This window comes from Streptomyces sp. 891-h, from assembly GCF_022760275.1.
In the GTDB taxonomy this organism is placed as follows: Bacteria; Actinomycetota; Actinomycetes; order Streptomycetales; family Streptomycetaceae; genus Streptomyces; species Streptomyces spirodelae.
The window spans coordinates 7,478,686-7,500,409 of record NZ_CP050693.1; the positions used below are offsets into that span (position 1 = coordinate 7,478,686).

General features: G+C 70.9%; 18 protein-coding genes. 11 read left to right on the forward strand and 7 right to left on the reverse strand.

What is annotated here, in order from left to right; all coding sequences use genetic code 11:
- Positions 1–1,126 precede the first annotated feature (1,126 nt).
- Positions 1,127–1,369: a hypothetical protein gene (locus HC362_RS33225; protein WP_243088049.1), complete on the reverse strand. Its 243-nt coding sequence runs from the start codon at positions 1,367–1,369 to the stop codon at positions 1,127–1,129.
- Here HC362_RS33225 and HC362_RS33230 point away from each other — a divergent pair.
- The 3 genes from HC362_RS33230 to HC362_RS33240 all read left to right on the forward strand — a co-directional run bounded on the left by HC362_RS33230 (position 1,325) and on the right by HC362_RS33240 (position 4,180).
- A complete protein-coding gene (locus tag HC362_RS33230; RefSeq protein ID WP_279240166.1) occupies positions 1,325–2,785 on the forward strand; it encodes a Glu/Leu/Phe/Val dehydrogenase dimerization domain-containing protein in 1,461 nt (486 codons plus the stop codon). The two genes, HC362_RS33225 and HC362_RS33230, sit on opposite strands and share 45 nt — an antisense overlap.
- A 695-nt stretch (positions 2,786–3,480) precedes the next feature.
- The gene (locus HC362_RS33235; protein ID WP_243088051.1) at positions 3,481–3,855 is read left to right on the forward strand and encodes a hypothetical protein; all 375 of its coding nucleotides are present in this window, start codon (positions 3,481–3,483) and stop codon (positions 3,853–3,855) included.
- A 121-nt stretch (positions 3,856–3,976) separates the two neighbouring features.
- Entirely contained in the window at positions 3,977–4,180 is a 204-nt protein-coding gene (locus HC362_RS33240) for a hypothetical protein (protein ID WP_243088052.1), read from the forward strand.
- Between the two features lie 87 nt (positions 4,181–4,267).
- Here the strand turns inward: HC362_RS33240 and narI are convergent, their stop codons facing one another.
- Genes narI through HC362_RS33260 form a run of 4 tightly spaced genes read right to left on the reverse strand, consistent with a single transcriptional unit; the run spans position 4,268 to position 11,085 of the window.
- A complete protein-coding gene (narI, locus tag HC362_RS33245) occupies positions 4,268–5,026 on the reverse strand; it encodes a respiratory nitrate reductase subunit gamma (protein WP_243088053.1) in 759 nt (252 codons plus the stop codon).
- On the reverse strand, positions 5,023–5,841 hold the full coding sequence (narJ, locus tag HC362_RS33250; protein WP_243088054.1) for a nitrate reductase molybdenum cofactor assembly chaperone: 819 nt from the start codon (positions 5,839–5,841) through the stop codon (positions 5,023–5,025). The genes narI and narJ overlap by 4 nt, the downstream gene beginning before the upstream one ends.
- Positions 5,838–7,382, reverse strand: coding sequence for a nitrate reductase subunit beta (gene narH / locus HC362_RS33255; RefSeq protein WP_243088055.1), 1,545 nt, complete (start codon positions 7,380–7,382; stop codon positions 5,838–5,840). Before narH ends, narJ begins: the two co-directional genes overlap by 4 nt.
- 1 nt (position 7,383) lies before the next feature.
- Positions 7,384–11,085 (reverse strand): nitrate reductase subunit alpha, encoded by a 3,702-nt coding sequence (locus HC362_RS33260; RefSeq protein ID WP_243088056.1) that lies wholly within the window; start codon positions 11,083–11,085, stop codon positions 7,384–7,386.
- 452 nt (positions 11,086–11,537) lie between these two features.
- Between HC362_RS33260 and HC362_RS33265 the strand changes: the two genes are divergently transcribed.
- From HC362_RS33265 to HC362_RS33275, 3 genes are all read left to right on the forward strand, one after another.
- Complete coding sequence (locus HC362_RS33265; RefSeq protein WP_243088057.1) at positions 11,538–11,834, forward strand: hypothetical protein; 297 nt, start codon at positions 11,538–11,540, stop codon at positions 11,832–11,834.
- Positions 11,835–12,048: 214 nt separating this feature from the next.
- A complete protein-coding gene (locus HC362_RS33270; protein ID WP_243088058.1) occupies positions 12,049–12,501 on the forward strand; it encodes a hypothetical protein in 453 nt (150 codons plus the stop codon).
- A gap of 188 nt (positions 12,502–12,689) precedes the next feature.
- The gene (locus HC362_RS33275) at positions 12,690–13,646 is read left to right on the forward strand and encodes a hypothetical protein (protein WP_243088059.1); all 957 of its coding nucleotides are present in this window, start codon (positions 12,690–12,692) and stop codon (positions 13,644–13,646) included.
- 358 nt (positions 13,647–14,004) lie between these two features.
- Here HC362_RS33275 and HC362_RS33280 read toward each other — a convergent pair whose 3' ends face one another.
- Positions 14,005–14,436 carry a pyridoxamine 5'-phosphate oxidase family protein gene (locus HC362_RS33280; RefSeq protein ID WP_243088060.1) on the reverse strand — a complete coding sequence of 144 codons (432 nt, stop codon included), beginning with the start codon at positions 14,434–14,436 and terminating at the stop codon, positions 14,005–14,007.
- 417 nt (positions 14,437–14,853) lie between these two features.
- Here HC362_RS33280 and HC362_RS33285 point away from each other — a divergent pair, with 417 nt between their 5' ends.
- Both HC362_RS33285 and HC362_RS33290 read left to right on the forward strand, forming a co-directional pair.
- The gene (locus HC362_RS33285; RefSeq protein WP_243088922.1) at positions 14,854–16,044 is read left to right on the forward strand and encodes an MFS transporter; all 1,191 of its coding nucleotides are present in this window, start codon (positions 14,854–14,856) and stop codon (positions 16,042–16,044) included.
- 13 nt (positions 16,045–16,057) lie between these two features.
- Entirely contained in the window at positions 16,058–16,531 is a 474-nt protein-coding gene (locus HC362_RS33290) for a hemerythrin domain-containing protein (protein ID WP_243088061.1), read from the forward strand.
- Between the two features lie 132 nt (positions 16,532–16,663).
- On the opposite strand, the gene HC362_RS33295 is transcribed toward HC362_RS33290, so the two are convergent.
- The gene (locus HC362_RS33295; protein WP_243088062.1) at positions 16,664–18,400 is read right to left on the reverse strand and encodes a GAF domain-containing sensor histidine kinase; all 1,737 of its coding nucleotides are present in this window, start codon (positions 18,398–18,400) and stop codon (positions 16,664–16,666) included.
- Positions 18,401–18,982: 582 nt separating this feature from the next.
- Between HC362_RS33295 and HC362_RS33300 the strand changes: the two genes are divergently transcribed.
- The 3 genes from HC362_RS33300 (at position 18,983) to HC362_RS33310 (ending at position 21,700) form a co-directional block, all read left to right on the forward strand.
- Entirely contained in the window at positions 18,983–19,459 is a 477-nt protein-coding gene (locus HC362_RS33300) for a hypothetical protein (RefSeq protein ID WP_243088063.1), read from the forward strand.
- Between the two features lie 571 nt (positions 19,460–20,030).
- The gene (locus HC362_RS33305; protein ID WP_243088064.1) at positions 20,031–20,651 is read left to right on the forward strand and encodes a hypothetical protein; all 621 of its coding nucleotides are present in this window, start codon (positions 20,031–20,033) and stop codon (positions 20,649–20,651) included.
- A gap of 143 nt (positions 20,652–20,794) precedes the next feature.
- Positions 20,795–21,700, forward strand: coding sequence for a universal stress protein (locus HC362_RS33310; RefSeq protein ID WP_243088065.1), 906 nt, complete (start codon positions 20,795–20,797; stop codon positions 21,698–21,700).
- Positions 21,701–21,724 lie beyond the last annotated feature (24 nt).

The following is a 21,724-nucleotide window of genomic DNA, read 5'->3' on the forward strand; positions in this document are numbered from 1 at the left end:
TGCTGGCCAGCAACCTGACGGCGCCGGGTGGACTTCGCGTTGTTCATGGTGGAAGCACTCACCAACGAAACGCTCATCCAGCAGGCTCCCGCGATGGGTTGCCTGACCCCCAGCGCCCTCGCCCACAACGGTGCCGGCCACGACCGCGCGTGATGCGTCCGGCACCGCCGTATGGGATGGACTGCGCCAGTGTGATTCTCCGCCGCCTGCCGTCACGAGAGTTCGGACGGTGTGCTGCGCGGCCCCTGTCGACACGGGGCGGCCAGGACCCTCTGGTCGTGGCCGGCCGACAGGCCCCGCGCTTCCTGACGCTCTGCCCGCGCGGGCGCCGCCACGCCGCAGTCTCGTCGTAGGCATACGAACACGCGTCAGTCCCGTGCATTACGCCACTGGCTGAAGCCGTCGTCTCTCCGTGGACGAACTGTGGTGCGTCCGCGTGCGCCACCTCATCGCTCACCCGGACGAGGCGAGCCCGGAAAGGTGATGTCGCGTTGCATTCGAGAAGACTCTGCCGTATCAGCCGCGGCCCGTCGACCGGACGAGCTCCATGGCCAGGCTGCCGATAAGGACCGCCACGTACCGTGCTTGTCGGTCGCGCTTCTCGGGCTCGGTCGCGGCCCGTCGGTACGGAGTCCGGGTTTCGTGCCACACGGAAGCCGGAGTCCTTGACGGGTGCTCGCTATTTTCTGAAGCGAGTGTCGTGCACCGTAGGTTTGCCCGTGAAGGCCGGGAGGCGCCGGGAGAATTCTGCCATCCATGGACGTGGACGGACGGGCACCACGCCAGTGCTGAATGTGTGAGCAGGGTGTCTCGAATTCGGAGCGCGGTGAGGCGGGTAGCGCAGGGGGAAGGCGCCGGACGGATGGAAGGTCACCCGATCGGTGGGGGCGACGTTGCCGTTCCGGTCCCAGGGCCGCGTGGAGTCTCCCGGTGTGGCTACCCAACGTGCCTGACAGTACCGCGCGTTCGGCTGATCACCGATGCGGGCAGAGGTGTGGCCGTACGGGCGTCGGAGCCGCTCTCAGGGACTCCTTGACAAGGGGTGATCCCGACCTCACAGTGGTCGCTACGTACAACGCAACCGGATGCGTTCTCTGCGTACATTCACGAATCCCTTCTCCAGGGATCACTCGAAGAACAGCCCCTGCGGGTGCCATTTGGCGTGCCTGAATGCGCCTGCCCGATCGTTGTGCATATTGCCGCCTGGTCGGCGGAACAGGACCGTGCGGTCCCACCAGAAGTGATGCCGTTTCAGCCCCTTGGGGCGATTCCGCGCTGAAACCGTGCGCGGAAGCTGGATAATCATCGGAAGGGTGAGTGCCACATGACACAGAACACTGCCGGCGCGCCGCTGCAGGCTTCCGAGCATGAACCCTTTCTCCAAGTAACCTGGCGCGATTCCGAAACTCCCGCCCGCGGGTATGTCGTGATCGACCAGCTGGTGACGGGCATCGCCACGGGCGGCCTCCGCATGCGCACCGGGTGCACGCTCGACGAGGTCGCTGAACTCGCGCGGGAGATGACCCTGAAGATGGGGGCCTTCGGCATCCCTGTCGGCGGGGCCAAGGGCGGAATCGACTTCGACCCCGCGGACCCCCGGGCCGAGGAGGTGAGGAAGCGATTCCTCCAGGGGGTCCGTCCGCTGCTGGAGCGCTTCTGGGTGACCGCGGGAGATCTCGGTACGCAGCAGGACCAGCTCGACCTGGCTTTCGCACAGATCGGCCTGGGGGACACCTCCTTTCACGCCGCCGTGGTCCGTGCTCCGGACGAGGCCGAGGTGCGCGCACGCGTCCAGCGGGCTTTCGCCACCCGGACGGACGGGTTGAAACTCTCGGAGCTGGTCGGCGGCTTCGGCGTGGCGGAGGCAGCTCTGGCGGCCCTGGACCACCGGGGCATCCCGGCCGCGTCCGCACGCGCCGTCGTCCAGGGGTTCGGCACGATGGGAGGGGCGACCGCGCTGTACCTCGCTCGCGCGGGGGTGAAGATCGTCGGAGTCACGGACGCCCATGGACTCGTCCGCAACACGTCACGCGGCATCGATGCAGAAGACCTGCTGCTCGCGCGGAGCACCACCGGCGTGATCGACCGCTCCGTCCTGCGTGACGACGACGAGGAACGCCCAGGCGACGAGTGGTTGGAGCAGGATGCCGACGTCCTGGTGCCGGCCGCTGTCTCCTACGCCATCACGGATGCCAACTGCGAACGTATCCGCGGGAAGCTCGTGGTGGAAGCGGCGAACGTACCCACCACACCCGAAGCCGAGCAACTCCTGAAGGACCGAGGCGTCACAGTCGTTCCCGATTTCATTGCGAACACCGGCGCTGCTGCGGGAGCGTGGTGGGTCATTCTGGGCGACGTCGTCAGCCCCACCGGAGCGTGCCGCCGACTGGCCTCGCAGATCCGCCCGCTGGTCCGGGAACTCATGAGCCGGGCTGACGAGACCGGCGCGTCCATGCGGGCCGCCGGTGTACAGCTGGCGAAGGAGAACACACAGCGGATGATCGACGAATGCGGGGGAGCGGTGGCCTTCCGCGACCTGTTCGGGCGCACCTCACAAGAGACGCTGGACGCAGGCCCCGACGACGCATCCCCGACCACCGACTCCGCCTCAGCGACGGAAACCGCAGTCGTGGCCGATGCCGTGACCGCCCCGATGAACGGAGCGGCTCCGACCCAGCTCGGCCTGGACGTGGAAGGCACACTCACCGACGCCGGCCGACAGCCTGCCGCAGCCTTTTCGGCGTACTGGCCGGGTGCGACCGACCAGTCCTCCGGACACGCCTGAACAGCCTCACGCGAGACGTGATGTGCCTGCGAGTGACCTCCCGCTCGCAGGCACCCTGTTCCGGTCCCGTCGGCGTGTTCTGTTCAGGTGCCGTGAGTGTCCTGGCGGAGAGACCTCGTCACCGTCCCGATCGAGGACGCTCCTCCCAGCCGGATGGTCCTGGTCGGCCGCAAGAGCGACCCGAATCCGGTGATCAGGAATCCGTGTCTGCTGCGGCACATGTGGAGCCGGGCTGCACCGGTCTGCCAAGCCCGCCGTGCTCATAGGGGTGTCGGCGGTCCACCGGGTACCTCTCAGGTTCACCCGGTACCGCCCAGGTTTACCTCGTGGTTCAACCGAACACCGGATGCCGGCTGCGCTGCCCCCTCGTAGTGTCTGGCCACGATCGTGATACTGGCAAAGACGGGGATGGATGCACACGCGCAGAACTGCCGCGTCTGTCGCTGCTGTCACGGATCAGATGATTTTGCGGGGAGAGCTGTATGTGGGGACTGGGACGCGGGGCGGGGAGGGCGCTACGAAGCGGTGGATGCACGCTGCTGCTGGCAGCCGTGCTCGCGGGCTGCGGGAACGACGGCTCCGAAGGCGCGACCGACTCGGTCCCGAACGCGTCGGCCACGAGTTCTGCGGATGGCCGCGATGGTCCGGAGCCCGGGAGCACGGCACCCTCAGGGCGACCTCGCGACTATGTCGCCATGACCGTGGATGGCGAACTCCACGCCATGCTGGCATTCAAGGTCTTCCCCGCGGGCGGCCAGGTGGTCGGGAAATACACGCTGGTGCACTTCGACAGCTCGGGCCAAGAGGTCCGCACAAAAACCGACTTCAACGGGCGTGGTACGGGCACCATGGTCGAACTCGATGGCCTGCTCGACTATGGGGCCGTCACCGGAACCCTCTCCAAAGATCGGAAGCGGCTGACGTTCGACAGCACCTTCGGCGTCGAGAAGGAACAGTGGAAGATCATCACCTCCAAGGAGGTCTTCGAATCAGCCGTCACGAAATACGCCAAGCGGTTCGAGTCCTGTTCCAAGAAGAAGGACTACAACCCGTGTGAGGGCGTGGAATGAACCGCCTCCCGGGCCGCCCTAGCTGCGCCTCCGGCGCGCGGAGGCAGTCCGGCGAGACTGCTTGCGTCCGGCTGGACGCGCCGCACCGCTCGTCGGTGTGCCCGGACTGCCCTGGCTCTCCGTGACGCAGCGCCGTCAGGTCGTCGATCTGTATGTCGGCGGCCGCAAGGCCCTCGCTCAGCTGACGGGGAAGCTGATCCAGGACGCCGTCGACCGGTCCACGGCCGAGATGGCCGCCGCGCACGAGGATCTGCGCCGCAGGATGAGCTCGGCCCTCACCTTCCTGCTTGGCTCCCTGACCGTCACCTTCAGTCGTCGACCGTAAGGCGCAGAGAGGCGAGCCGGCCGATGCCGCAGGCCAGGGCCGGCAGCAGGCCGAGGCGCCGTCCGGGCCGTTCGTGGCGCGAGGTGCTCATGCCGGGTGTCGGGTGCGCCGGGTGCCCGGCTGCTGCGCCGGGGCACTGTGCGGCACGGGCGCCTGGGCTATGGCTCGTCGCCGGTAGACCAGGTAGGGGCGGGACAGATAGCCGATGGGTGCGCTCCATACGTGGACGAGGCGGGTGAAGGGCCAGGCCGCGAAGAGCAGGCAGGCGGTGAGGGCGTGGAGCTGGAACAGCAGCGGGGCTCCGGTGATCGCCTCGGGCTGCGGCCGCAGGGTGAAGATGCCGCGGAACCAGACGGAGATGGTCTCGCGGTAGTCGTAGCCGGCACCGAAGACGTTGTGGGCGGCGGTCGCGGAGATGCCCAGCAGCACCGTGGCGGCCAGCAGAGGGAAGAGGAGCTTGTCGCTGCGGTCGGTGCCAAGGCGGATGCGCCTGGTCAGCAGCCGTCGGGCGCACAGCATTCCCAGCCCAGTGACCATGGCGATGCCGGCCACCGAACCGGCCCACACCGCCGTGGCGTGGTAAGCGTGCTCGCTGATGCCCGCGGCCTCGGTCCACGAGTCGGGAACGGCCAAGCCGACGATGTGTCCGCCGATGACCATGAAGGCGCCGAGGTGGAACAGCGGGCTGCCCCAGCGCAGCCAGCGGTGTTCGAAGAGCTGGCTGGTGCGGGAGGTCCAGCCGAACTGGTCCTGTCGGTAGCGCCAGATGTGGCCGACGACGAAGACGGCCAGGCAGACGTAGGGGAGAGCGACCCACAGCAGGAGGTCGGCTGCGGAGGTGGTCATCGGCAATCTTCCTGACGGCGAGCGGCGGGTGGCGTCGCGAGAGTGGGCGGGGCCTGCTCGGGTGGGACGAACGTGCCGGGCGGTGCGAACTCGCCTGCTCCGTACGGGTCCAGACCGACGTCTTCGTTGGGCGGCCCCTGTGCGGCCAGTTCGGCCACCGCCCGCAGATCGGCTTCGGTGGCCGGCGGCAGCAGGCTCAGCAGCGCCGCCAGGACGTGCCGGTAGGGGGATTCCGCGTCGGTCAGGGCCCGGTGGATGAGCTCCAGGCCGCGCCGGTGCTGCCGTAGTGGGGCCTCGCCCGCCCGGGGCCCGGCGAGCGCGGCGAACTCGAGGACGAGGGGAAGGTGGTCGGGCAGTTCCCCGCCGTCGGTGTCCCAGCCGGCGGCGCGGTAGCGCTGGGCGAGGGTGAGCAGGGCCATACCGCGGCGGCGGGTGTCGCCGTGCAGATAGTAGGTGAGGTAGAGGCTGCTCCTGCGGCGCAGGTCGAACATCTCGACGTAGTGCTGTTCCACCGCCGCCGGTTCCTGCTCGGCCAGCCAGCCGGTGAAGGCGGCCAGCTCGGAGGCGGCCGGGGACGGGGCCAGAGCCCGCACCGTGGCGGCGATGACGGGCCGGGCGTCGGTGAGTTCGGCGTCCGGGTACTGCGTCAGGAGGGACATCAGGCGCAGCAGCAGCGCCCGCGCCTCGGTCTCCTCGGGTGTGAGCGGGGACGGCCGCCCCCGGCGAGCGGGGCGCGGCGTGCGGCCGCGGGGGCTCAGGGCGGCACGGACGCGGGTGCGGACGGCGGCCGGGACGGTGGCGGGCAGCGGGCTCACAGGTGACCTCCGGCGGGGGCATCGGACGTACGGCGGCGCAGGGTGGGGATGCCGAGCATCACGCGGCGTCCGTCGGTGGGCTGGGCGTCTCCGGAGAACTCGACCGGGCAGCGGTTCTCCATCGCGCTGAGGGCGGCGCTGTCCTCCTTGTGCGCGGCGGGGACGACGTACCGGTCGGCGTACTTGGCCACGGCGAGCAGTCGGTGCAGGTCCTCCGCCTCGCGGCCGGTCAGGCCCACCGCCTGCAGCGCGGTCTCGTCGCCCGGCTCGCCCAGGGACCGTTCGCGCATGTAGGAGCGCAGGGCGGTGAGTTTCATCAGCACTCCGGCGACGACATCGGTGTCCCCGGCGGTGAACAGCTCGGCGAGGTACTCCAGTGGGATGCGCAGCCGGGTGACGGCGGTGAAGACGTGGTCGGGGTCGTCCTGGTCGCCGCCGGCCGCGTCCACGGCGTCCAGCACCGGGGAGAGCGGCGGCACGTACCAGACCATCGGCATCGTCCGGTATTCCGGGTGCAGGGGCAGCGCCACCTTGTACCGCATGGCCAGGTCGTAGACCGGGGAGCGGCGTGCGGCCTCCAGCCAGTCCTCGGGCACGCCCGACCGCCTCGCCGCGGCGACGATCTGCGGGTCGGAAGGGTCGAGGAACACTCCGCGCTGGGCGTCCAGCAGGTCCTTCTCGTCGGGTGTGGCCGCTGCCTCTCCGACCCGGTCGGCGTCGTAGAGCAGTACTCCCAGGTAGCGCAGGCGGCCGACGCACGTCTCGGAACAGACGGTGGGCTGGCCGGCCTCGATGCGCGGGAAGCAGAACGTGCACTTCTCGGCCTTGCCGGTGGCGTGGTTGATGTACACCTTCTTGTACGGGCAGGCGGTGGCGCACATCCGCCAGCCCCGGCAGCTGTCCTGGTCGACCAGGACGATGCCGTCCTCGACCCGCTTGTACATCGCGCCCGAGGGGCAGGCGGAGACACAGGCGGGGTTGAGGCAGTGCTCGCACAGCCGGGGCAGGTGGAAGAGGAAGGTCTGCTCGAACTCGAACTTGACCTTTTGGGCCCATTCACCGCTCAGGTTCGGGTCTCCGCCCGCGTGTTCCGGGGCGCCGCCGAGGCCGTCCTCCCAGTTGGCGCCCCAGGTGATGGCCGTGGGCTTGCCGGTGAGGACCGAGCGGGGGCGTGCGACGGGGACGTCGTCCTGGGCGGGCGCGCTGACCAGGTTGTCGTAGTCGTAGGTGACCGGTTCGTAGTAGTCCTCGATGGAGGGCAGGTCGGGATTGGAGAACAGGGACAGCAGCCGTTTGACCCGGCCGCCGGACCGCAGCACCAGCCGACCGCGCTTGTCGAGCATCCAGCCGCCCTTCCAGCGCTCCTGGTCCTCGTAGCGGCGCGGGTAGCCGACGCCCGGTTTGGTCTCGACGTTGTTGAACCAGGCGTACTCGACTCCGGTCCTGTTGGTCCACGTCTGCTTGCAGGTGACGGAGCAGGTGTGGCACCCGATGCACTTGTCGAGGTTCATCACCATCGCCACCTGGGCCATGACCTTCATCTCAGTACTCCACTTTCTGGGAGCGGCGGCGGATGACGGTCACCTCGTCGCGCTGGTTGCCGGTGGGCCCGTAGTAGTTGAACGCGTAGGTGAACTGGGCGTAGCCGCCCGCGAGATGAGTGGGTTTGAGCAGCAGCCGCGTCAAGGAGTTGTGGATACCCCCGCGCTTGCCGCTGACCTCGGTCCTGGGAACGTTCACGGTGCGGTCCTGCGCGTGGTACATGTACACGGTGCCCTCGGGCATCCGGTGGGTGACCACGGCACGGGCGGCGACGACGCCGTTGCGGTTGTATGCCTCGACCCACTCGTTGTCCTTGACGCCGATCCTGTCGGCGTCGCCGGTGGACATCCAGATGGTGGGCCCGCCCCGGGACAGGTCGAGCATGTATTTGTTGTCCTGGTAGTTCGAGTGGATGGACCACTTGGAGTGCGGGGTCAGGTAGCGGACGGTCACTTCGGCCCGGTCGCCGTCGCGCAGATGCTCGTCGCCGTAGTGGCGTGGCGCGTTCAGCGGTGGCCGGTAGACCGGAAGCTGTTCGCCGAGCTCCGCCATCCAGTCGTGCTGGACGAAGAAGTGCTGACGGCCGGTGAGGGTATGCCAGGGCTTCTTGTGCTCGACGTTGATGACGAAGGGGGAGTAGCGGCGGCCCCCGGTCTCCGAACCGGACCACTCGTAGGAGGTCATCACGGCACGGGGCTGGGTGCGGGTGTCGGCGAAGGTGATCCGCTCGGCCTCGCGTTCGGCGGCCAGTTCCACCAGGCCCTCGCTGCCGGTGTGCTTCTCCAGCGCGCGGAAGCCCTCGGTGGCCAGGCGCCCGTTGGTGGTGCCGGACAGGGCCAGGATCGCCTCGCACATGTCGGAGGCGGTGGCCAGCGAGGGCCGTCCGGCGGCGACACCGTCGTGTACGGTGCCGCAGCGGTGCCGCAGCTCCTCGATCTCCTGGTCCAGGTGCACTGTGACGCCCTTGGTGCTGGTGCCCAGGGTGTCCAGCAGCGGGCCGACGGCGCGCATCTTCTGCCCGGTCGCCGCGAAGTCCCTCTCGACCACGACGATCTTCGGCATGTTCCGGCCGGGAACCGGCTCGCACTCGCCCGTCTTCCAGTCCTGGACGGCACCGCCCGGCTGGGCGAGTTCGTCAGGGGTGTCGTGCTGCAGTGGCACGGCCAGGACGTCGGCGCGGGTGCCCAGGTGCTCACCGGCCAGCTCGCTGAACTTGTCGGCGATGGCCAGGAAGGTGTCGTAGTCGGTGCGTGCCTGCCAGGGCGGGGCGATGGCGGGTGTGAAGGCGTGCACGAAGGGGTGCATGTCCGTGCTGGACAGGTCGTCCTTCTCGTACCAGGTGGCCGCGGGCAGCACCACGTCGGAGAACAGTCCGGTGGAGGTCATCCGGAAGTCCATGGTGACCATCAGGTCGAGCTTCCCCTCGGGGGCCTCCTCGCGCCACACCACGTCCTCGGGCCGCCCCTCGGGCGGGGTCTCCTGGGAGCGGACGGCCGCGTCGGTGCCCAGCAGGTGCCGCAGGAAGTACTCGTTGCCCTTGCCGGACGAGCCCAGCAGGTTGGCCCGCCACACGGTCAGCACCCGGGGGAAGTTGGCCGGGTCGTCCGGATCCTCGGCGGCGAACCGCAGCCGGCCGGACTTCAGCTCCTCCACGATGTGCTCGGCGACCGGCCGGCCCGCACGCGCCGCCTCGTCGCACAGGTCGAGCGGGTTGCGGTTGAAACCGGGGTGGCCCGGCGTCCAGCCCAGCCGTACGGCCTGCGCCAGGCAGTCGGCGAACGCCTTGCCCCGGAACCTCCCCTGCCCGAGCGGGCTGGCCAGCTCGTCGGGCCCGAACGCCTCGTAGCGCCACTGGCCGGAGTTCAGGTACCAGTAGGAGGTGCCGGCCATGTGCCGCGCGGGCCGGTGCCAGTCGAACGCGAACGACAGGTGCTGCTGCCCGGTGACCGGGCGGACCTTCTCCTGGCCGACGTAGTGCGCCCAGCCGCCGCCGTTGACGCCCTGGCACCCGGTCATGGTGGTCAGTGCGAGGAATGCCCGGTAGATGGTGTCGGAGTGGAACCAGTGGTTGGTCCCCGCTCCCATAGCGATCATCGAGCGCCCCCGGGTCCGCTCCGCGTTCCGGGCGAACTCCCGGGCGATCCGTGCCGCCTGCTCGGCCGGCACCGAGGTGATCGTCTCCTGCCAGGCAGGGGTGCACGGCTCGGACACGTCCTGGTACGACGAGGGCCAGCTTCCCGGCAGACCGGGACGCCCGACCCCGTACTGGGCCAGCATCAGATCGAAGACGGTGGTGACCAGGCGCCCGCCGAGGCGCCGCACAGGCACCCCGCGCACCATCACCGAGCCGCCCTCCGTGCTGCCGGTGTCGAAGCGGGGCAAGGCCACGGCCACCGTCTCCTCCGCCGTGTCGAGCAGGCTCAGTTCGGGCACGGTGTCGCCCAGGTCGAGGTTCCAGCGGCCCGGTTCGGTCTTCCCCCACCGGAAGCCGAGGGAGCCGCCCGGCACCACCGGCTCGCCGGTGGCCGAGTCGACGAGGACGGTCTTGGACTCCGCGTGCTCCGTGTCCCGGCCCAGGTCGGCCGCGGTCAGAAAGCCGTCCGGGACCAGTCCGCCCCCCGCGTGCTCACGCAGCGACACCAGGAACGGGGCGTCGGTGAACTTCCGCAGGTAGTCCTGGAAGTAGGGGACCTCACGGTCGACGAGGAACTCCCGCAGCACCACATGCCCCATGGCCATGGCCAGTGCCCCGTCGGTGCCGGGATGGGGAGCGAGCCACTCGTCGGCGTGCTTGACGTTGTCGGCGTAGTCGGGGCTGACCGCCACGACCTTGGTGCCGTTGTAGCGGGTCTCGGTGAGGAAGTGGGCATCGGGTGTGCGGGTCACCGGGATGTTGGAGCCCCACATGACCAGGTAGCCGGCGTTCCACCAGTCGGCCGCCTCCGGCACATCGGTCTGGTCGCCGAAGACCTGCGGCGAGGCGACCGGCAGGTCCGCGTACCAGTCGTAGAAGGACAGCAGGGTGCCGCCGATCAGCGAGTGGTAGCGGGCACCGGCCGCGAACGACGCCATCGACATCGCCGGAATGGGCGAGAAGCCCGCCACCCGGTCGGGGCCGTACCGCTCGGCGGTGTGCACCTGGGCTGCGGCAACCAGCTCGGTCACCTCGTCCCAGTCGGTGCGCATCAGGCCGCCCTTGCCGCGCGCCCGCTTGTAGGCGCGGGCCTTCGCCGGGTCGGAGGTGATCTCGGCCCAGGCCGCCACCGGGTCGCCGAGGCGCTCACGGGCCTCGCGCCACAGCTTGAGCAGCGCGCCGCGTACATACGGGTAGCGGACCCGGCTGGGGGAGTAGGTGTACCAGGAGAACGAAGCGCCTCGCGGACAGCCGCGCGGCTCGTACTCGGGACAGTCCGTGCCGATCGACGGGTAGTCGGTGGCCTGGTGCTCCCAGGTGATGATCCCGTCCTTGACATACACCATCCAGGAGCAGGAGCCGGTGCAGTTGACGCCGTGCGTGGACCGTACGACTTTGTCGTGCGCCCAGCGGCCCCGATAGAACCCCTCCCACTTGCCGTCGGCATCCTCGAACACGGCCCTGCCGTCGGCCGAGGTCTCGCGGCGGGTGAGCAGTCGCCGGGCGGCCAGCGGCCAGCCTTGCGCGGCGTGCGACTGTCCCGGTCGTACGTTCTGGTCGTTCTCCATGGTCGAGAACGCTAGGGTCCGGCCCCGCGCCGAGCCCCGGGGCCGAACGGCCCTGGCCGGGGACCTGTACGGCCTGACATTCGCCTGCACCGGTAGGCCTCTGGTCCCGGGGGCCGGCGCCGGGGAGCCCCGCCTCCCAGCCGTTGGCCACCGGTCCGCCGCACCATCCGGACCGCCACGGAGCCGGACGGCTCCGGCCTTCCCAGCGCTCCGGACCACCTGCCGCCGCGCCGGGCGTGCGCCGTGCGGCACGCTGGCCAGCGACCGATCCGGAGGTGTCCCGTGTACGACCGCAACAAGCGCCGGCGCGGCCGTCTCCGCCGCCATCCCCCGTCGTCGTCGGCGCCGTACCCGGGCCCGGACGGTCCCTGTCCGGCCGTCCGCCACGCGCACCAGGGGGTTCGGGCGGCCGGACGCATCCCTGGTGGCCGCACGGCGTGCCGGAGGGCCCGGTGAGCGGCGTACGGGCCGTGCGCCGACAGCACCAGGACACCGGCGAGAAGCCGTTCATCGTGATCTGGGAGTCCATCCGTGCCTGCCCGCTGACGTGCCTGCACTGCCGTGCCGAGGCGGTACCGAGTCGCGATCCGCGCGAACTCGACACCGCCGCCGCCAAGGAACTGCTGGGCCAGGTAGCCGCGTTCGGGCGGGAACTGGTCGAGCTGCTGTCCGGACCGACGGAGCGGCACGGCACCGGCGGTGCCCTGGGCCTTGACCACCAGGCGGCAGCACAGCGAGGAACCTCATGAGCGAAATCCACGACGGGCCCCGGGCGGACGGGCGCAGGACGCTCACCGTCCTCCAGCCCGGCGACGCGGACGACCACGCCAGGCCCGGTGGCCCCGACCAGCGCGGTGACGCACCCGCGCGCCGGCCGAGGGCGAGTCCGGCACCCTCGACCTCGGTACGGTCACGGCGGACCGCAAGGCGTGGTGCACCGTACCCGGGCACCGCGCCGCCGGCATGATCCTGGACATCGTCGTCACCGACGCGGCAGGTGGCGGTACCCGGGCAGACGCGCAGGACAGCGGCGGCACGAAGGGGAAGGCCGACGGCACCACAGCCGCCTCGCGCTCGGGTCCCGACCTCTCGGCCGACTTCACCTCCGGCCGGCAGCCGCGCTCGGCAGCCCTCCCGGCTGCGGCCACCGGCAAGGTGCACAAGGTCGAACTGCACGTCCGGCGCGAGAAGGCCGAGGTCGCCCCGGGCGTCGAGCAGCAGATGTGGACCTTCGGCGGCACCGCCCCGGGACCCACCCTGCGCGGCCGGGTCGGTGACGTCTTCGAGGTCACCCTCGTCAACGACGACCGCGACATGGGCCAAGGCCGCACCGATCCGGCCCGCGCACTGGCGGTCGTCTCGCTGGTCGGCTCCCTGGGCGTCGTCCTGCTCGCGACGGCCTTGCCCGCCACCTGAGCTCGCCGAGCGCCTCGACGCCCTCCCCAGGACCGGACGGCCCGGTCGGCGGCCGGAGTTCCGGGCCGTCCGGTCCCGAGGCAGGGACGGTCAACCCTCGCCGGGCTTCCAGAGGACGACCGAGAGTGGAGGACGACGGGGAACCGCGCGGCAGCAGCGGCCCGCTCGTCAGAGGTGAGGAGCAGCGTATGAGCCCCCGGGCAATCGACGCCACCGTCCTGGAGACGCTGATGGCCGCCGCGGTGGCGGCACCGTCGATCCACAACACCCAGCCGTGGCGCTTCGGAATGCGGGCGGCCACCCGGTCCGTCGAGGTCCGCCTCGACGACAGGCGGGTCCTGCCGCTGGCGGACCCGGAGCGCCGCGCGCAGCATCTGTCCGTGGGCGCCGCGGTCTTCAACCTCCGGGTGGCCGCCGCTCACCTGGGCTGGGATCCGGTGGTGCGGCTGCTGCCCGAACCGGACCAGCCCGACCTGGTGGCAACCGTGCAACTGACCACACCTGCCGGCGAGCCGCCGCAGATCGGGCGGCTGTACCCGGCCGTCGAGCGGCGCCACACCAGCAGGTTGCCGTTCACCGGCCGTCCGGTGCCCGAGCCGGTCGTGGCGGACATGATCGCCGCTGCCCAGGCCGAGGGCGCCCGGCTGCACTCACCGGACTACGCCACCACACGGCGGCTGCTGTCCCTGACCGCGGCGGCCGAGGAGCGCCACCATTCCAGTCCGGCACACACGGCCGAGAGCCGCGCCTGGATCACCGCGCCGGGAACCGACCTCCCCTACGGCATCCCGCTCACCGCCCTCGGCCCGAAGGACGCGAGTGGCCGTGTGCCGCTGCGGGACTTCACCGGCCCCCTGCCAGTGCTGCGCCGCCCGGATGTGCGCTTCGAACGCCATGTGCAGGTGGCGCTGTTGTGGACTTCCAACGACCGACGGGAGGACTGGTTGCGGGCGGGTCAGGCCCTCGAACACATACTGCTCACCGCTACCGAGCAGCAGGTGCGCACCTCGATCCTGCACCAGGCGATGGAATGGCCGGACCTGCGGGAGGCGACGGGCCTCGCGCGCCGCCGGTGCAGCCCCCAGCTGCTGATCCGCTACGGCTACGGTCCGGAAGGTGCCCGCATCCCGCGCGCCTCGGCGTAGCTGCCAGGCCCCCGCACACAGGCGCGGGAGCCGGGACACGTGAGGGCGCCGGGAGAGCCGGAACGGCGGAGGGGAGGGAGGGGCGGTACGGGCAAGGAGAGGAGAGAGCGTGGAGGAAACGGGAGGGGCGCTGCGCGGGCAGCGCGGAAACCGGGCCATGGGGCCGGGAGCGCGGCAGGTGGGGAAGGCGGCCGCGACAACAGGCAGCGGCGGTACGGCCGGGCGGACGGCGCGCGGCGCGGCCGGCCGGCCGGTGGCGTGGCGCGGCGGCTGTGCAGGGCACGGTGCGGTGACAAGTCCAGGGCGTTCGGCCCCGGCCCGGTGCACCCAGTCCGGAACATCCGGCCAGGGGCGCCCGTCAGACCCGTCGGTCCGCGCTGCCGGCGCCGTTGACGACTCGCCCCGTGACCATCTCCGACTCGATACGGACGAAGACGCCGTCCTGTACGTCCACCCAGGACTGCGGCCCCGTCCGGGAGAGGCGCTCGTGCTCGGCCGGGTCGGTCACGACGGCGGCGCGGCCGGTGACGACCACGCTCCATCCCGAGCGCTCCTCGGCGTCGAAGTCGTCTGCCTCGAAGGCCACCACGGCTCCGTCGATCGCGTGGACGAGGTGCGAGGACGCCGAGGTGCGCAGGATGACGGAGGAATCCGCGTCGAGACCGAAGTTGACCGGAAGGATCGCGTGCAGGGCCTGCCGGGTGTAGACGACGCGGCCCACCGGCACCTTGGCCAGCAGACGCAGGCACTCCTGCCGGTCGAGTGCGTGAAAGCCGTCATCTGGAAGCATTTCTCCATGTTCGCTCGTGCAACCGGTCCCGCGTAGGGCCGGACGGTCCTCACCCGGTGCCTGCCGGTCCCGTCCTGCCCGGCCGAGGGTCGGGAGACGACCGGGAGGCAGCCCGGGAGCCTCAGGCAGCCGGAGGAGCGTTCCGGCCACCCGGCGAAGGGCCCTTCGGCCCGGCCTCCGCCCCGCCGAGCGGGGCCTTATGGCCCTCAAGACGGGCCGGACCGGTCCGGGGGGAGGTACCGAGGGCCCCGTGCGTGAGCGCCCCATGTCGCGAAGCCTGTACTCAGGCCGCCTGAGCCGTCCGGCAACACCGCGGCGAGCCACTGCGAGCAGGAGGAACACATGGTGCTCCAACAGTCCGGGAGAAACGAAGTCTCTCCGTCGGCACCTGAGCGGGTATCGGGCCGGGCCTGGCTGATGCTGGTGCTGGCCACGGTGGGCTTCGCGATCAACTTCTGGGCATGGGCGCTGCTCAGCCCGCTGGGCCCGCGTTTCCAGGACAGCCTGCACCTGTCCTCGTTCGAGCAGTCGCTGCTGGTCGCGGTGCCGGTGGTGGTCGGCTCGCTGGGACGGGTCCCGGTGGGCGCGCTGACCGACCGGTTCGGCGGACGGGTGATGTTCCCATTGGTCTCCGCGGCCACCATCGTCTCGGTGCTCTACCTGGGCCTGGCCGGTCACTCCACGTTCGCCGCCCTGCTGGTGGGGGGGTTCTTCCTCGGCATCGGCGGTACCGCGTTCGCCGTCGGTGTGCCGTACGTCAGCGCCTGGTTCCCGCCCGAGCGGCGCGGCCTGGCGATCGGGATCTTCGGCGCCGGTATGGGCGGCACCGCGATCAGCGCCCTGACCACGGTGAAGCTCGTCGAGGCGCACGGCATGGCCGGCCCCTTCCTGATCGCCGCGGCTGCGCTGGCGGGCTACGCGGTGGTGGCCGCCTTGGTGATGCGGGACGCGCCCGGCCACGCCGCGCCCGCCGAGCCCCTGGTCCACCGTCTGGCCGCCACCGTGAAGCTCGGCGTCACCTGGCAGGCGTCGGCCCTCTACGCGGTCGCCTTCGGCGGCTACGTGGCCTTCTCCGTCTACCTGCCCACCTACCTCAAGACCGGCTACGGCCTCTCCCAGACGGACGCCGCGAACCGCATGGCCGGCTTCGTGCTCCTAGCGGTCGCGATGCGTCCGGTCGGCGGCTGGCTGTCGGACCGCGTCGGCCCGGTCCGGGTGCTGGCCGGATCACTCGCCCTAGTGCTGGCGGGGGCCTTCGTCCAGTCCTTCACCCCGTCCCTGGCCCCCGTTGGCACGATCGCCTTCCTGACCATGGCCGCCGCGCTCGGTGCCGGGAGCGGAGCCGTCTTCGCTCTGGTCGCGCTGCTGGCTCCGGCAGACAAGGTCGGCTCCGTCACCGGTGTCGTCGGCGCCGCGGGCGGACTGGGCGGCTTCGTCCCGCCGCTGGTGATGGGTTCGGTGTACGGCGCCTTCGGCTCCTACGCGATCGGTCTGGTCCTGCTCGCCGTGGTGGCCGCCGCGGCCCTGACCTTCACCGAGACCGGGGTGCGCAGCGAGGTCACGCACCGGACGCCGGCCGGGCAGCAGTGCACCGGCGGCACCGCGTAGGAGGGGAGAGTCCATGTGCGAGTACTGCGGCTGCCAGTCGCTGACGGCCATCGCGGAGTTGACCCGGGAACACGACGCGGTGGTGACGCTGATCAGCCACGCGCGTGAGGCTCGCCGCGGCGGCGACGTCTCCCGGATGATCGGCACCGCCCGGAAGATCGCCGAGGTGCTGGAGCCGCACACCCGGGTGGAGGAGCACGGCCTGTTCCCGGCCATGGCCGCCGAATTCCCGGAGAAGATCCGCACGTTGGAGGACGAGCACCGCCGGGTCGACGCGGTGCTCCGGGAGGCAGCGGTCGGCCTTCCGGCCGACCCGGGGTGGCCGGACCGGCTGATCGAGGTGTTGGACCTGCTGCGGGACCACATCCTCAAGGAGCAGGACGGCGTCTTTCCCGCGGCGCTGGCGTTCCTGGGTCCCGAGGAGTGGGAAGCGGTCGCGGCCGTGCGCGCCCGTGTCGGTACCGGGGCACCGGAGCCCACCCGCTGACGGAGACGGTGCCCATGGGTGCGGGTGCGTGCCCGTCCAGGCCATCGCCGTTGACGACTGCGGGGAACGCGTCGGCTGACCGGGTGCCTGGCGCGCCCGGCGCGGCACGTGGCCGGGGGCGGTGGGTGGGGCTCACGACGCGGAAGGCAGCGGGGCCACCCATTCGACCTGGGTACCGGTCGGCTCGTTCGGGCCGATCGTGAGCGTGCCGCCCAGCTCCTCGGCGCGCTGCCGGAGGTTGGCCAGGCCGCTGCGGCGGCTGACGGCCGGGTCGATGCCGCGACCGTTGTCCGTCACCCGCAGCCTCAGCCGCGTCTCGGTGACCTCCACACTCACGTCGACCGAGGTGGCCCGGGCGTGCCGGGCGGAGTTGGAGAGGGCCTCACCGAGCGCGGCCAGCAGGTTGTCGGCGTGCTCGGCCGGAACATTGGTGTCCAGCAGACCGGTCATGCGCAGTGCCGGTGTGAAACCGAGGGCTTGGGTGCCCGGCTCCATGGCGCTCACCAGGCGGGCACGGAGCCCATCGCTGCGGGCCCGGTCCTGCTCGCGCAGGGCGTAGATCGTGGAGCGGATGACCTTGATAGTGTCGTCCAGGTCGTCCACCACCCGCTGCACCCGGTCGCCGAGTCGCGGCTGGTCGGTGAGGCGTCCGAGCGTGGACTGGAGGGTCAGGGCTCCGGCGAACAGGCGCTGGATGACCAGGTCGTGCAGGTCGCGGGCGATGCGGTCACGGTCGTTGAGCACCAGCATGTGCTCGGCGTCCTGTCGGTGCTCGGCGACCTCCAGGGCGAGCGCCGCCTGGTTGCCGTAGCCGATGACCATGTCGATGACGGACTTGTGGAACGAGGGTCCACCCGGCACGTTCGCCATCTGGAGCACACCGCGGACGTGGTCCCGGGTGCCGAGCGGCACGAAGAACGCCGGGCCCAGCTCGACCAGCGTCGCACTGCCGCCCTCCGCACGGGGATCGGAGCTGACAGCGTCGCTGGTGATCGTCTCACCGGAGGTGTACACCTTGGCGGCCAGCGCGCCGGGGCCCAGCACCAGACCGCGCACCTTCTCCGCGCCGTTGCCGTCGGCCGCCTCGATGACCAGTTCCCCGCTGTCGCCCACCGGTACGGCCAGGGTGACCAGGTCCGCGTCGACCATCTCCCGCACCGTGGCGGTGAAGGATCTCAGCACGGCGCCGGGATCGGTGCCGGACAGCAGGCTGCGCGTCAGCTCGTTGCTCGCCGCCAGCCAGCGCTGTCGCCGGCGGGCGTCGTCGTACAGCCGGGCGTTGTCGATCGCCACACCGGCCGCCGCGGCAAGGGTGCGCAGCACAGCCTCGTCGTCGGCGTCGAACTCGGCTGCACCCTGCTTGTCGGTCAGATACAGGTTGCCGAAGACCTGCTCACGCACCCGGACGGGCGTGCCGAGGAAGCTGCTCATGGGCGGGTGTCCCGGCGGGAAGCCCGTCGATTCGGGGTGCTGCGACAGGCGGACCAGGCGCAGCGGCTCCGGGTGCCGGATCAACAGGCCGAGGATCCCCTCACCACGCGGGTAGTGGTCGATTTGGGCGATGGTCGCCTCGTCCATGCCCACGGTGATGAACTGCTTGATCGTCCCGTCCTCGCCCAGTACACCGAGCGCCCCGTACCGGGCGTCGACCAGGGAGACGGCGGACTCCACGATGCGCTTCAGCACCACTTCCAGATCGAGGTCGGAGCCGATGGCCAGTACGGCGTCCAGCAGCGTGTGGACCCGGTCCCGTGCCGCCCGCACCTGAGCCACCTGCTGCTGGAGGCCGTCCAGCAGCTCGTCCAACCGCAGCTGCGGCAGGGCTCCGGCATCCCCGGCCGCGCGGAAGTCCTGGCTGTCCTCGTCCACCGCAGCTCCTCTTGCCGTTTTGCCGGTCCTCACAAGCGTGCCCATCATGATCGCCGGCCGGACATCACCCCACGGGACGTCGAGCCCTCACCGAGGACCACCCTAAGACCCCGCTCCGGTCGGTGTGTCGGCGGTAGCCGGGAGCTGTGGATACGTCGGCGAAGGCGAAGAGGAAGTGTCCGGCCTTGCGCACACGGCGAAGGTGCGGAGCCGCCCCTTGCGCCTCCGGGGTCCGCGCACACCCGGTCGAGCTGGTCCCCTGTCTGATCGGCGGGAGCCCGCAGGACAACGGGTGCCGCCATACACAGAGGTTGCGTGCCGGGTAGCCGGCTGCCGCGCTCCCACGGGAGCGGCTTGCCCGGCGCCGTGGTCCCGCATGCCTCGTTCCTGGCTCACCGCTGCTCCAACATGCGTGCCTTCCTCGCCGGCGTCGAGGGTGGCCGGATACAGGCGTAGGCGGCGAGCGGCCGTGCTGTCAGCATGGCCGAGTGCGCTGAGCGGCGGCCGGGCGGGGCAGACTCCGGTCGGCCCCCCACCCGTTGGTTCTGCTTGGGGAACGACCGATGAGGGGAGCACTTTCCCATGCTGAGAACGGCACTGCGTACCTTGGTGGTCGCGGCTACGGCCGCCGCCGCTGTGACGGCAGCGAACGGGTCTGCCGCAGCGTCCGCACCGCGGGCACCGGAGCGCGGGACCACGACGGCGTCTGCCGCGTTCTGGTCCTGCACCGTTCCGTCCGGCTATGTGTACACGAACACCCGCAACACGCTGAGCTGCTCCACCAGCGGCGGCTTCCGCACCCAGTACTACGTCCAGCAGCCCACCGACAACCTGTGGTCGTGCGTGCCGGCGTCGGGCTTCACCTACACCTCCACCCGCAGCAGCATCAGTTGCTCCACCAGCGGCGGCTTCCGCACCCAGTATCTGCTGCGCACCCCGACGACCGGGCTGTGGGCGTGCACCGTTCCCTCCGGATTCACCTACACCTCCATGCGCAGCACGCTGAGCTGTTCCACCAGCGGTGGCTTCAGTACCCAGTACCTGTTGCGTGCTCTGTGACGCACGGCCCGAACGTGTCCGACCCTCCCTCCGTGGTGGGCATCCGCGTCCCACCGCGGTGGCCCTCAGCCCTTGGCCGCCGCGGCGACGAGCGTCTGCCGTCGCTGGGCGGTGAGATCGAGCGGCAGGGGGCTGCGCTTGGCGCAGCACAAGGCCACGGGCCCTCGACGGCCGCCACGGTGAACATCGCCGGCCGGACGGCCCCTCCGGCGCCGACGCCGAGCTCTTGCAGTGAGGTGGCCGACAGGGTCTCCCGCTGAGCGAACCTGGAGGGGAGCACAGGGGAGCAGTCCATCGGAGGCTTTCCGGTGCTGACCGTGATGGGGCCATCCTTGCGCGCCCGCAGGGATGGCCCCGCCTGGCGAAAGGGCTGGCGGGAGGCCGGCTGATCCTTGGACGGGCCACCGGGTCAGGAGGATCGCGGCTGCACCGCCGACCGGCCCCGGCGAGAGGGACGTTCAGCCCCACCGCCGGAGCCCTTCGGCACACGGTGCGGCGCAGCGCACCACGCGAGAGTGGCAGAAGCCAAGCCGCAACCACCCGCAGACTTGCGCCGGAAGGGTCGACCACCATGGCCGTGCACCAGCATTCTCACCGCACCCCCGGATTCCACCTGCCACTCCGCGAGAACCGGACCGGCTCCGCAACCGCCGACACGGCACGCCCCGCCGTGCACACCGGTCAGGCCCGCGCTCTCGCGTCCCTGCGCGTGCTGACCGGGTTCGTCTTCCTGTGGGCGTTCCTGGACAAGACCTTCGGCCTCGGATATGCCACGGCCTCCGGCCACGGCTGGATCGACGGCGGTTCCCCGACCAGAGGCTTCCTCAGCGGTGTCGCCGCCGGTCCCATGCAATCCACGTTCCACTCGTGGGCCGGCCAGACCTGGGCGGACTGGCTGTTCATGCTCGGGCTGCTCGGTATCGGCGCGGCGGTCATGGCCGGTCTGGCACTGCGCCCGGCCGCCGTCGCGGGCACCGCGATGATGGCGCTGATGTGGCTCGCCGAGTGGCCGCCGGCCAAGCACCTGGCGAACGGCTCTCCGAGCATGTCGACGAATCCGTTCGACGACTACCACGTGATCTACGCGGTGGCACTGATCGCCGTCGCGGCTGCCGGTGCGGGCACCACCTGGGGCCTCGGCCGGATGTGGGCCGGGCTCCCCGTCATCCGCGACCACGCCTGGCTGCGCTGATTCCTCCACGCCCGGGGAGACGCCCCGTCAGCCGTCTGGCGACCCCGACGGGGTGGCCCTTGCAGTTCAGAACATCCGAACAAGATCCAGTACGTCGCGCACGCCATCGGGAATCGGTGGCCCGGATTCAGGAGGTTGAAATCATGACCCGCAGTATCACTGTCGGCCTCGACGGTTCTCCGCAGAGCCGCGCCGCTGCCGAGTGGGCGGCCCGTGAGGCGGAGCTGCGCGGGCTGGCCGTGCGGCTCGTCCAGGTCCGGGAACCGGTGCCGGAACCCATGGCGCAGTTTCCGCTCCGCGGCACCGAGACCCACCAGCGCTGGACCGAGCGCATCGGACGCGAAGCAGCCGAGGGCCTGAGGCTGCGTCATCCTGGAGTGCGGGTGACCGTCGAGCGGCTCAGCGGTCGGCGGCCCGCCGAGGCTCTCGTGCGTGCCGCCCGGGATGACGAACTGCTCGTCCTCGGCTCACGGGGCCTGAGCGGGGTGGGCGGTTTTCTGGCCGGCTCGGTCGGTCTGGCTGTCGTCGCCTCCGCCGAGCGGCCCGTCGTCCTGGTCCGCGCCGGGGAGCAGAACACGGACGGGCGGGAGGAGCCGGCGGACGTCCGTGCCGCGGCAGCCTCACTCCGCCCCGTTCTGCTCGGACTGGACATCGGCGGCCCTGACCCGGAGCTGATCGAGTTCGCTTTCGAGGAGGCCGCCATGCGCAAAGCGCCGTTGCGCGTGCTGTACGGCTGCAACCTCCCCGCCTTCTACGGCTACGCCATGGCCCCTGTGGCCGAGGTGAGCGGGATGATGGCGCAGAGCAACACCGATGCCCTGAACGAGGCGTTGAGGCCCTGGCGGCAGAAGTACCCCGACGTCGAGACCACTGCGGAATCCCGCTTCGGCAGCCCGTCGTTCCTCATGGTCGAAGCCGCCCGCGAGGCGTGCCTGGTCATCGTCGGCCGGCGTATCCGCCGTGCCTCCGTCGGCACCCGCATCGGCTCCGTCACCCATGCTCTCCTGCACCACGCCACCGTGCCCGTCGCCGTCGTCGCCCACGACTGACCACCAGGCGCACCGCCGAGTGGG